The sequence below is a fragment of the Sphingobacterium thalpophilum genome, assembly GCF_901482695.1.
Taxonomy (GTDB): Bacteria; Bacteroidota; Bacteroidia; order Sphingobacteriales; family Sphingobacteriaceae; genus Sphingobacterium; species Sphingobacterium thalpophilum.
On sequence record NZ_LR590484.1, the window covers coordinates 3,659,559 to 3,671,825 of the forward strand.

9 protein-coding genes are annotated in these 12,267 nt (G+C 45.7%); 8 read left to right on the forward strand and 1 reads right to left on the reverse strand.

Going from position 1 to position 12,267, the window contains the following annotated elements; all coding sequences use genetic code 11:
* Positions 1–108: 108 nt before the first annotated feature.
* Positions 109–2,637, reverse strand: coding sequence for an ATP-dependent Clp protease ATP-binding subunit (locus tag FGL37_RS15010; protein WP_028069893.1), 2,529 nt, complete (start codon positions 2,635–2,637; stop codon positions 109–111).
* Between the two features lie 185 nt (positions 2,638–2,822).
* Here FGL37_RS15010 and ettA point away from each other — a divergent pair, with 185 nt between their 5' ends.
* From ettA to FGL37_RS15050, 8 genes are all read left to right on the forward strand, one after another.
* Complete coding sequence (gene ettA, locus FGL37_RS15015) at positions 2,823–4,505, forward strand: energy-dependent translational throttle protein EttA (protein ID WP_028069894.1); 1,683 nt, start codon at positions 2,823–2,825, stop codon at positions 4,503–4,505.
* A 9-nt stretch (positions 4,506–4,514) separates the two neighbouring features.
* A complete protein-coding gene (locus FGL37_RS15020; protein WP_028069895.1) occupies positions 4,515–5,705 on the forward strand; it encodes a PAS domain-containing sensor histidine kinase in 1,191 nt (396 codons plus the stop codon).
* 27 nt (positions 5,706–5,732) lie between these two features.
* Positions 5,733–6,800 carry a response regulator gene (locus FGL37_RS15025; protein WP_028069896.1) on the forward strand — a complete coding sequence of 356 codons (1,068 nt, stop codon included), beginning with the start codon at positions 5,733–5,735 and terminating at the stop codon, positions 6,798–6,800.
* A 164-nt stretch (positions 6,801–6,964) separates the two neighbouring features.
* A complete protein-coding gene (locus tag FGL37_RS15030; protein ID WP_028069897.1) occupies positions 6,965–7,375 on the forward strand; it encodes a Rossmann-fold NAD(P)-binding domain-containing protein in 411 nt (136 codons plus the stop codon).
* 6 nt (positions 7,376–7,381) lie between these two features.
* Positions 7,382–8,752 carry an oxygen-independent coproporphyrinogen III oxidase gene (gene hemN, locus FGL37_RS15035; protein ID WP_028069898.1) on the forward strand — a complete coding sequence of 457 codons (1,371 nt, stop codon included), beginning with the start codon at positions 7,382–7,384 and terminating at the stop codon, positions 8,750–8,752.
* 10 nt (positions 8,753–8,762) lie between these two features.
* On the forward strand, positions 8,763–11,165 hold the full coding sequence (locus tag FGL37_RS15040) for a heavy metal translocating P-type ATPase (RefSeq protein WP_028069899.1): 2,403 nt from the start codon (positions 8,763–8,765) through the stop codon (positions 11,163–11,165).
* A 5-nt stretch (positions 11,166–11,170) separates the two neighbouring features.
* Positions 11,171–11,335, forward strand: coding sequence for a cbb3-type cytochrome oxidase assembly protein CcoS (gene ccoS / locus FGL37_RS15045; protein ID WP_028069900.1), 165 nt, complete (start codon positions 11,171–11,173; stop codon positions 11,333–11,335).
* 105 nt (positions 11,336–11,440) lie between these two features.
* Positions 11,441–12,259, forward strand: a complete 819-nt coding sequence (locus FGL37_RS15050; protein ID WP_028069901.1) for an SDR family oxidoreductase — start codon at positions 11,441–11,443, stop codon at positions 12,257–12,259.
* Positions 12,260–12,267 lie beyond the last annotated feature (8 nt).

A 12,267-nucleotide genomic window follows, 5' to 3' on the forward strand; every position in this document is an offset into this window, starting at 1 on the left:
ATTATATGACGATAAAATACTGCGATAGTTTAACGCTAACTTGGTATATAACAAAAAATGCACCATACTGGTGCATTTTTTAAAATTATTTCGAATACAGCAGGCGAATTATTTCTCTGCCGTATCTTTTGAAGACTTCGGATCCGAGCTAGATACCTCTATATCTTTGGTTTCTGGGTTAATGCTTACGGTCAATACTGAACCGGCCTGCACGTTGCCTTTAAGGATCTCTTCAGCAATTGGATCTTCGAGATATTTTTGAATTGCCCGTTTTAGTGGACGTGCCCCAAAATTACTGTCGTATCCTTTATCCGCAATGAAATCCTTGGCTTCATCCGTCAAGTTGATCACATAGCCCAAGTCTGCGATGCGTTTGAACAGCGATTTTAATTCAATGTCAATGATCTTGAAGATGTTTTCCTTAGTCAATGAGTTGAACACAATCACATCATCAATACGGTTCAGAAACTCCGGCGCGAACGCGCGTTTCAACGCTGTCTCAATCACACCTCGGGAATGCGCATCCGACTGCTGTGCTTTGGCTGCGGTAGTGAAACCGACTCCCTGACCAAATTCCTTCAACTGACGTGCGCCAATGTTGGACGTCATGATGATAATGGTGTTGCGGAAATCGACCTTACGGCCCAGACTATCCGTTAATTGTCCTTCATCCAATACCTGTAGCAATAGGTTGAACACGTCAGGGTGAGCTTTCTCAATCTCATCCAACAGCACAACAGCATAAGGTTTGCGGCGTACTTTCTCAGTCAGCTGACCACCTTCTTCATAACCTACATATCCCGGAGGCGCTCCCACCAAACGGGAAACAGCAAACTTCTCCATGTACTCACTCATATCGATCTGGATCAAGGCGTCCTCCGTGTCGAACATGAAGCGCGCCAGCTCCTTCGCTAATTCAGTTTTACCTACACCAGTAGGGCCTAAGAAGATAAAGGAACCGATCGGTTTTTTCGGATCTTTCAGCCCAGCACGTGTGCGCTGGATAGCCTTCACCAATTTTCCCACGGCATCGTCCTGACCGATGATCCGGCCTTTCATCAGCTCCGCCATGTTCAATAGCTTCTGGCTGTCGGTCTGGCTGACACGTTGCACTGGAATGCCGGTCATCATCGCGACCACCTCAGCCACATTTTCTTCCGATACAGTATAGCGTTTGGACTTGGTCTCCTCTTCCCATGCAATCTTCTCTTTTTCCAGTTCCTCGATCAGCTTTTTCTCGGTATCGCGCAATTTGGCTGCTTCTTCATATTTCTGGCTGCGCACCACCTTATTTTTCTCCAATTTGACTTCCTCGATTTTGTTCTCGATGTCAATGATGGACTGCGGTACATGAATATTGTTCAAGTGTACACGTGACCCGGCCTCGTCCAATGCGTCTATCGCTTTGTCCGGTAAAAAGCGGTCGGTAATATAGCGTGTGGTCAGCGACACACAGGCCTCAATCGCTTCTGGTGTATAGGTCACGTTGTGGTGATCCTCATATTTCTCTTTGATACGGTTCAGGATTTCCACAGTTTCGTCATGTGTCGCAGGCTCGATAGTCACCCGTTGGAAACGACGATCCAATGCGCCGTCTTTTTCAATGTACTGACGGTACTCATCCAATGTCGTAGCACCGATGCACTGAATCTCACCCCTTGCCAAGGCTGGTTTGAACATGTTGGACGCGTCCAATGAGCCTGATGCTCCACCTGCACCGACAATGGTATGGATCTCATCGATAAACAAGATCACATCCGGTGATTTTTCCAGCTCATTCATGACGGCTTTCATGCGCTCCTCAAATTGTCCACGATACTTTGTGCCTGCTACCAAGGAAGCGAGATCCAAAGTGACTACCCGTTTGTTGAATAGTACACGGGACACTTTACGTTGTACGATACGCAGTGCCAGTCCCTCCGCTATCGCTGATTTACCGACTCCCGGCTCACCGATCAAAAGCGGGTTGTTTTTCTTGCGTCGTGATAGAATTTGAGACACACGCTCGATTTCTTTCTCGCGGCCGACAATAGGATCCAGTCTGCCTTCCTCTGCAGCTTTGGTCAGATCGCGACCAAAGTTGTCAAGTACCGGCGTCTTGGATTTGATATCCGAAACCTTCTTGGGCTGGATATATTGATCGTCTTCCGCAAAATCGTCATCGCCACCAGTAGGAGAACCAGGAGCTTCATCCTTGATGCTTGTCCTGTTCTGCTCTACTTCAGACTTGAAGATGTCGTAAGTGACATTATATTGCTGTAATATCTGCGAAGCAATATTGTCTTCATCCCGCAGGATTGCCAATAATAAATGCTCCGTTCCAATAATATCTGACTTGAAAATCTTCGCTTCTAAATACGTAATTTTTAAAACTTTTTCAGCTTGTTTTGTTAATGGCATATTGCCAATCGGTGCGCGTGATACAGATGCCCCCTTCACTGCGTCCTCCACAGATTGACGTAGGGCTGTAGTGTCAATGCCTATGTTTTTCAGGATTTTGATCGCCATTCCATCGCCTTCACGAATCAATCCTAGCAACAAGTGCTCCGTTCCGATATAGTCGTGACGCAATCTCAAAGCTTCCTCTCTACTGTACGATATGACATCCTTTACGCGCGGTGAAAATTTTGCTTCCATTGAATACCTTTCTGTTTTATATTAAGGATATATAAATGTAGTAAATTCTACATTTCAAACCTTAAAATTATTTTAAATAATGTCATCAACAATTAAGCCATGACCATAATACGTCCAAAATGTCAGTATAAAAGATTACATTTGTATGTTAATATAACAAGAGTTTTCCAATTTTTTTAAATTTTATGTCAGACGAGAAGATTATTTTTTCGATGGCTGGTGTCAACAAAATCCATCCGCCTCAAAAACAAGTTCTAAAAAATATCTATTTATCTTTTTTCTATGGTGCCAAGATCGGCGTGATCGGTCTCAATGGCTCGGGTAAGTCTTCTTTATTGAAAATTATTGCGGGACTCGACAAGTCTTATCAAGGTGAAGTGGTGTTCTCTCCGGGTTATTCTGTGGGGTATTTGGCTCAAGAACCTGAATTGGATCCTGAAAAGACGGTTCTCGAAATCGTGCAGGAAGGTGTCGCTGAAATTACTGCCATCTTAAAGGAATACGAAGAAATCAACGAAAAATTCGGACTGCCGGAAGTCTATGAAAATCCGGACGAAATGGATAAGCTATTGGCCAGACAAGGCGAATTGCAGGACAGAATCGATGCGACAAATGCCTGGGAAATTGATTCAAAACTGGAACGGGCCATGGATGCGCTGCGCTGCCCTGAACCGGATGCTAAAATTGTCAATTTGTCAGGTGGCGAGCGCAGGCGTGTAGCATTATGTCGCCTTTTGCTGCAGGAACCAGATGTCTTGCTGCTCGACGAGCCAACCAACCACCTGGATGCTGAGTCTATCGACTGGCTGGAACAACATTTAAAACAATATAAAGGAACCGTCATCGCCGTTACGCACGACCGCTACTTCCTCGATAATGTGGCTGGTTGGATTCTTGAACTGGACCGCGGCGAGGGTATCCCTTGGAAAGGTAATTACTCTTCATGGCTCGATCAGAAGGCGAAGCGTCTGGCGCAGGAAGAAAAACAGGAAACCAAACGTCAAAAGACCCTCGAACGTGAGCTGGAATGGGTGCGCATGGCGCCTAAAGCCCGTCATGCCAAATCGAAAGCGCGTTTGCATAACTATGAGAAACTGGCTTCCGAAGAAACAAAAGAGCGGGAAGAAAAACTGGAATTGTTCATTCCCCCCGGTCCGCGCCTGGGTAACTCTGTCATCGAAGCAACCAATATTTCCAAAGCATATGGCGACCGTATTTTATTTGAAAATCTCAGTTTTATGCTGCCGCCAGCGGGTATTGTGGGTATCATCGGTCCGAATGGCGCGGGTAAGACGACCTTGTTCCGTCTTATCACCGGACAGGAGACACCGGACTCCGGCTCGTTTAAGGTCGGTGAAACAGTTAAATTGGGGTACGTGGATCAGATGCATCATGACCTTGATCCTGAAAAGTCGGTTTGGGAAAATATTACAGGCGGAAACGACAACATGTTGTTGGGCAACCGTATGGTAAATTCCAGAGCATATGTGTCTAAATTCAATTTTAATGGCGCCGATCAGCAAAAGAAAGTAGGCGTGCTCTCCGGTGGTGAACGCAACCGCGTACATCTGGCCATTACATTGAAAGAAGGGTCTAATGTACTTCTACTCGACGAACCTACCAATGATATCGATGTGAATACCTTACGGGCTTTGGAAGAAGGATTGGAGAATTTTGGTGGATGTGCTGTGGTCATCTCCCACGACAGGTGGTTTCTGGACCGTATCTGTACTCATATTCTCGCTTTTGAGGGCGACTCCCAAGTGTACTTCTTCGAGGGTAACTATTCGGAATATGAAGAAAATCGGAAAAAACGCCTCGGTGATGTCACACCGCACCGTATTAAATACAAAAAACTCGTAAAGTAGGAGACGTTTATGGAAAGCGGAAGACTTTTGGCCGCCATAATCGACCATGCAATTGATGGTATCATTACAATAGACAACAGGGGGAATGTGGAAAGCATTAACCCTGCTGCTCTTGAGTTGTTCGGTTACGAAGCCGACGAAGTGATCGGGCACAATGTCTCTATGCTGATGCCCGAACCTGATCGCAGTAATCACGACGGTTACATCCATAATTATCAGACCACAGGCCAAAAAAAAATTATCGGCATTGGGCGCGAGGTCATGGGGCTCAAGAAGAATGGCGAGACCTTTCCCTTCCGTTTGGCCGTAAGCGAGGTGTGGCTGAAAGACAAGAACATATTCACAGGATTTATTCACGATCTGTCCCGCGAAAAAGCCGCTGAAGATATGCTCAAACAGCATGCAGCGGAACTGGAACATAAGGTTAGTGAACGTACACGGGACCTGATATCGCTGGTTTCCGAACTCGAAAAAGCAAAAGCCGAAGTCTCAAAATCACTGGAGAAGGAAATCGAACTGAACCAGCTCAAATCACGGTTTGTTTCTATGGCTTCGCACGAATTTCGTACGCCTTTAAGTTCAGTACAGCTGTCCGCTTCACTGATTGAGAAGTATTCAGAACGTCCCGACGAAAGGGCCAACATTATCAAGCATACCAACAAGATCAAAGGAGCGGTGCAGTTGCTGACAAGTATTCTTAACGATTTTCTGTCCCTCGAAAAGCTGGAAGCTGGTATTGTAGCTGTAAACAAACAATATATTAATCTAGTTGAACTGGCGGAGGAAATTACCGAAGAAATGCAGTTGATCTGCAAGAAAAACCAGCATATTGTCTATCAACATACGGGGGAGTCGGGACATTTTTCCCTTGATCCCAACCTGCTGAAAAATGCGCTTGTCAACCTGATATCCAACGCAATCAAGTATTCGGGAGAGGATACATTGATCGAATTTACGACCTGCATCGATGGCAACGGATGTACGATATCGGTCAAAGATAACGGTATCGGTATTCCGGAAGAAGACCAGGTACATTTATTTGAACCGTTTTTCAGGGCACATAATACGGGAAATATACCGGGCACAGGGTTAGGATTGAATATCGTCAAACGGTATATAGAACTCATGGAAGGAAATATGGAGTTTGAGTCGGAAGTACATAAAGGGACATCATTTCGTGTCAGTTTTAAACAAGATTAAGATTTGAGCAAAAAATATTGCATTCGAATGGAAAATAAAAAGACAATTCTGATCATTGAAGATAATAGTGATATCCGTGAGGGAACGAGCGAAATTCTGGAGCTTACGGGGCGCTATCAAGTGATCACCGCTGAAAACGGCCGGATAGGAGTCGATCTGGCAACCAAACATATTCCTGATCTGATTCTCTGTGATATCATGATGCCCGAACTGGATGGCTATGGTGTGCTATTCATGCTGAGTAAAATTGAACGTACCGCCAGAATTCCGTTTATTTTTTTAACCGCCAAGGCCGAGCGGGCGGACATGCGCAAAGCCATGGAAATGGGCGCCGACGATTACTTGACCAAGCCTTTTGATGATGTCGAACTGATGAATGCTATTGAAGTGCGACTTAAAAAACATGAACAGCTGTCGGCCGAATCAGCACAAGAGTTTGACCTGGGGTTAAGCGCGGATGAACAGGTGCTCGTGTTGGACGAATTGATTGCCAATTCTCGGGTCAAGACAGTGAAAAAGAAGCAGACGATCTATGAAAAAGACGACTCACCTACGTATATCTATTTTGTGAAATCTGGGCAAGTCCGCAGCTTCAGATCCTATAAAGATGGCCGTGAGCTGTCGACAGGCATTTATATTAGTGGAAACTATTTCGGATACGCGTCCGTACTTCTGAATGAGAATTACGAGGACTATGCCGAAGCGGTGGAAGCTAGCGAGATTGTGCTGATTCCTAAGGATAGCTTTCTGGAACTATTATGGAAAAAACCAGCTATTGCCAGCAAATTTATCAAGCTGTTGTCCGTAGATCTTCGTGAGAAAGAAGAACAGCTGCTGGGATTTGCGTACCATTCCGTCCGCAAGCGGGTGGCGAATGCATTGATCAGTGTAGCCGAAAAAAGCGGTATCAACATCCATGAGGTCAATGCCTGTGCCATTGATGTCACCCGGGATGGTCTGGCGTCCATTGCTGGAACTGCGAATGAAACCGTTTCGCGTATGCTCTCCGATTTTAAAGAAGAGAAGCTGATTACCAAGGAAAAAGGAAAGATTTATATCAATTCCATCAAAGACCTGCGCGATGTGAAACAGTAGGGACTGCGGCGCTCGCCGCAGTACATCTCCTCCCTTCACACTTACCTTATACAAATAGTGATTTATATCATTTTAAGCTGTGGTTGTCTATCATCTTTTTGATGATAGACTTCGACTACTTTTGTCTTGGGATAGCCTTATTGAAGGCAATTGTAGAATTCAGCATGAAAGTAGTTGTATATAGTGTAAAATCATTCGAAACAGAATTCTGGGCGCTGGCAAATGCCAAACAGCATGATCTTACCTTGATTTCAAATGAATTAAATGCAGAGACGCAGCATTATGCCCGCGGAAAGGACGCCGTGGTAGTTACCCCTGAAGATATTCTGGACGCCACCATGCTACTTAATCTAAAGCAGCTGGGGATCAACAAAATCATGACAAGAAGCATGGATACCGCCCATATCGATCTGGTGAAGGCGGGAGAACTAAATATTCAGATTGCCAATGCACCATTTGAAGACCAGAGTCCCAAGGGACTGGCCGAACAAACCGTGCGGAATCTTAACCTTTGGGGCATAGAGAAATGCGTTGGCAAAGCATGCTGCTGCCTGAACGACTGTGCAAAAAAATAACTGACAATGAATAGATCAGAAGTTATCAGGGCGGAATTGGTTCGGAAATATAATGTGGCCGCTCCGCGATATACCAGTTATCCGACTGTCCCGTTTTGGGATCAGTCCACATTTACCGCTGAAGCTTGGCGTGAACAGGTATATCATACTTTTCAGCGATCGAAAGAAAAAGGGATCAGCCTGTATATTCACCTGCCGTTCTGTGAAAGCCTCTGTACCTACTGCGGGTGCAACACGAGGATTACTAAAAATCATCAGGTAGAGCTGCCTTATATTGCTTCTCTTTTAAAGGAATGGGAGATGTACCTTGCGATTTTCAATGGCGAGCGACCACTGCTTTCGGAAATTCATCTGGGCGGGGGCACTCCGACTTTCTTCCGGCCGGAAAATCTGAAAGTGTTGATCGAAGGTCTATTGAATCATGCGGATGTGGCGCCGGACAGTTCCTTTTCATTTGAGGCACATCCGGCGAATACAGATATAGCTCATCTGCAGACCTTGTATGATCTGGGCTTTCGTCGGCTGAGCTTAGGGATACAGGATTTTGATCCACTAGTGCAATTTGTTATCAACAGACACCAAACCTTGGAAGAGGTTGAAGCCGTAATGGTTAACGCCAGGAATATCGGCTTTGATTCCATCAATTTCGATCTGATCTATGGATTGCCGAAACAGACACTGAACTCTGTTGAAGATACGATCCTCCAGTCTATGAAGCTTTCTCCAGACCGCATTTCCTTCTATAGCTATGCGCATGTACCATGGATAAAGCCTGGGCAACGTCATTACACAGAAGCAGACCTGCCTAGTGGTGCAGCGAAGCTCGCACTCTACAATCTAGGCAAAAAACTGATCCTTGAACAGGGTTATGAGGATATCGGCATGGACCATTTTGCAAAAAAGGAAGATGAGCTTTTTCTTGCGTTTCAGCAGGAAAGACTGCATCGCAACTTTATGGGGTACTCCGATCGCTTCAGTCCCTTGCTGATCGGTATAGGTGTGTCTTCTATCAGCGACGCTTGGGGAGCCTTTGCACAGAATGTCAAAACCGTTGAAGAATATCACCAACTTGTTGAATCGAGGCAGCTGCCAGTTGTGAAAGGTCATATGCTCAACGAACAGGACCTGTTAGTAAGGCGCTATATATTGGATATGATGTGTAAAGGAAGAGTGCAGCTACAGCCGGAAGCAGCGCTGAGTGAGCGGATTAAAGCGGATTTGTCCCAACTTGCTGTGGACGGGCTTGTGGTCATCGACGATCATCATGTTCAATGTACAGCTACCGGCCGTTCATTTTTACGTAATATCTGCATGGCTTTTGACCAGCGTTTGCGCAACGCTCAGACACAGAAACAGCTTTTTAGTCAGGCAATTTAATCGTAGGGATATGTCAGATATTAAGCAAGATGTACAGTTGGAGGAAAAATGTTTCCATTGTGGCGATAAAATCGAAGAAAGGGGATATCACCTCGATAACCACGATTTCTGCTGTCTGGGATGTCAGACCGTTTATCAGGTCCTGCACGAGAGCGGGATGCAGCAGTACTACCGTTATAATCAGCACCCTGGAAAATCGAACCGCACAGAAAAAGAAGATTTTTCCTATTTGGACGAGCCTCAGATCGCTGACAAGCTAATCGACTTTAAGGATGACAAAATCACGATCATTACTTTTTATATACCGGCAATTCATTGTAGTTCCTGTATATGGCTGCTCGAAAACTTGTACAGACTCACCCCACATGTGCTGCAATCCCGTGTGGACTTTATGAAGAAGCAGGCCAGCATCACATTTAGCCACGGTCAGCTTCCGCTGAAAGAACTGGTTTATCTGCTGAGCAATATCGGCTATGATCCAAAGATCACTCTTCAGGATGTGGTCAAGGAGGGGAATAAACGCAATTTGAACCCCTTGGTTGCCAAAATAGCTGTTGCAGGGTTTTGTTTCGGTAATTCCATGCTGTTTAGCTTCCCGGACTATTTCGGCATGGGAGCATTTGAAAAAGAGTATGCCAGCTTTTTTGGCTACGTCAATTTAGCGTTTGGCCTACCGGTCTTGCTCTACTGTGCCTCCGATTATTTTAAATCCGCAATTCTTAGCCTGAAACAGAAACGGCTAAACCTCGACGTACCTCTGGCTCTGGGCATTTTGGTGCTGTTCTTGCGCTCGGCATTTGAAGTGATTACACAGACAGGAGCTGGGTTTACGGATACACTCTGCAGCTTGGTGTTTTTTATCCTGATCGGCAAATGGGTGCAGCAGCGGACCTATTACCACATATCCTTTGAACGCGATTATCGCAGTTACTTTCCTGTCGCGGTAACGGTCTTGACTGAATCTGGCGATAAGCCCGTGCAATTGGCGGATGTGCGTATCGGTGACCGTATTCTGGTGCGCAATAACGAAATTATACCTGCGGATGCCATGTTGCTCAAAGGCGAGGCTGCTATCGATTTTAGCTTTGTGACTGGCGAATCCAGTCCCGTACATAAAATTCTGGGCGAAATTATCTATGCTGGAGGACGGCAGATCGGGGAAGCGATTGAACTTGAGGTTGTTAAGCCGGTTTCGCAATCCTATTTGACCAGATTGTGGAATAACGAAAACTATAAAGATTACGATAGGCATTTCCAGACCTTCGTCAACTTTATCAGCAAATATTTTACTGTTGTTTTATTGGCGATTGCTTTTTTTGCCGCAGCAAGCTGGGCTATTGATGGTAATGCCAATAAGGCTTGGGGAGCTTTTACGGCGGTATTGATTATCGCCTGTCCATGTGCGTTGGCGCTAAGCTCCCCATTTACACTTTCTGCAGCCTTGAGTATCTTCGACCGGAATAAGTTTTATGTGAAGAATACCGCCGCCATCGAACAGATGGCATCAATTGATACGCTCGTGTTTGATAAAACCGGAACAATTTCTTCTCCTAAAGCAGCTTCGATTTATTTTGAAGGCAGGTTGTCGGCAACAGAAAAAAATATGCTCAGTGCTGTTTGCCGAAATTCGAGTCATCCATTGAGCCGTGAAATCGTCAAGTGGCTGGGATCCGCGCATGGCCTATCGAATTCTCAGGTGGCGGATTTTAAGGAATTTCCGGGTAGGGGAATGCTCGCCAAGGTGGGAGGGCAGCAGGTGCGAATCGGGAGCGCCACATTTATGGGAATTGGAAATATAAAGTCTGATGGTTCGGTTGTCTTTATCCGCATAGGGGAGGACCTTAAAGGCTATTTTACAGTGGAGCAGTCCTGGCGTGAGGGCTTATCGACATTAGTTGAAGATTTAAGGGAAGATTACGGTCTTCATTTGATATCTGGTGACAATGACAGACGCCTCGACGCGTTGAAGCTTATCTTCCCATCAGATGCCACTCTGTTGTTTAACCGGTCGCCGATGGAAAAGCTTGACGCAATTCAGCAATTTCAGGGTGCTGGGAAACATGTCTGTATGGTGGGAGACGGACTGAACGATGCGGGAGCGTTGCGCAAGGCAGATCTGGGGATCGCCGTGAGTGATGATATCAATAACTTCTCACCGGGTTGCGATGCGATACTCGACGGCGACTCTTTTGCTAAGCTGCCCCGTTTTTTTGCATTCAGCAAAGATGCGGTGAAAGTGATACATATGAGCTTCGGCATATCGCTTTTATATAATATCATTGGGCTGAGCTTTGCTGTGCAGGGAACTATGTCGCCACTCTTTGCGGCGATCTTGATGCCTATTAGTACGGTTACAATCATATCCTTTACCAGCCTTATGACAAGATGCTATGCAAAACGGCATAAACTATAATAATTATGGAAATCATGTATATCTTGATTGGCTGCAGTGTCTTTCTGGCTCTGGTCTTTCTTTGTGCCTTTTTTTGGGCAAACGAAACTGGACAGCATAATGACACCTACACGCCTTCGGTACGGATTCTGTTTGATGATGACAGAGCGGATGAAGGGAATCCGGAATGACGTACGATAACTAAAACGTTATCGTAATTAAATCAATTGCTTTTTTTTGTAATTAAGGTTATTATCAATAAAATTGGGAATAAATACCAATTTGAAATAAAAAACATGAATAATAATCCATTTTCATTAAAAGATAAGGTTGTCGTCATTACTGGGGGGACAGGCATTCTGGGCGAAGCGTTCGTCGAGGCTTTGGCCGAAGCGGGAGCAAAAGTTGCGATCTTGGGCCGCAATGCGCAGGCTGGAGCCGAACGTGTTCAACAGGTTGAAGATCTGGGAGGGCATGCCATATTTGTCGAAGTTGACATCATGGACGAACTGGACGTTAACCGGGCGAAGGATGAAATTCTCAAAAAATGGGGGCGGATCGACGGTCTTGTGAATGCGGTAGGAGGAAATATTCCCGGGGCGACCATTGGAGCGGATCAGGACCTGTTCGCCAGCAATATTCAGGATACGATTAAAGCCATTGAGCTAAATCTTTATGGTACGATGATCCCTACACATGTCATTGGTAGAGTAATTGCTGAAAGCGGTAAGGGCGTGATCGTCAATATCTCTTCTCTAGCAGCGAGCCGCCCCTTCACGCGCGTACTTGGCTACACCGTTGCCAAACATGGAATTGACGGCTATACCAAATGGATGGCTACGGAGCTCGCACAGCGATACGGTGATCAGGTCCGTGTCAATGCCATTGCACCAGGAGTGTTCCTGACGAAACAAAACAAAACTTTGCTGACAAACCCTGACGGTACGTATAGTGACCGTACCAAGCGGATTCTCAGTGGCACGCCTTACAACCGCTTGGGTGACCCGCGCGAGCTAAAGGGAACTTTGGTTTATCTTTTGAGCGATGCGTCGGCCTTTGTGACCGGCGAGACCGTTTTTGTCGACGGAGGATTTAATGCATGGTGTGGCGTTTAATTATACTT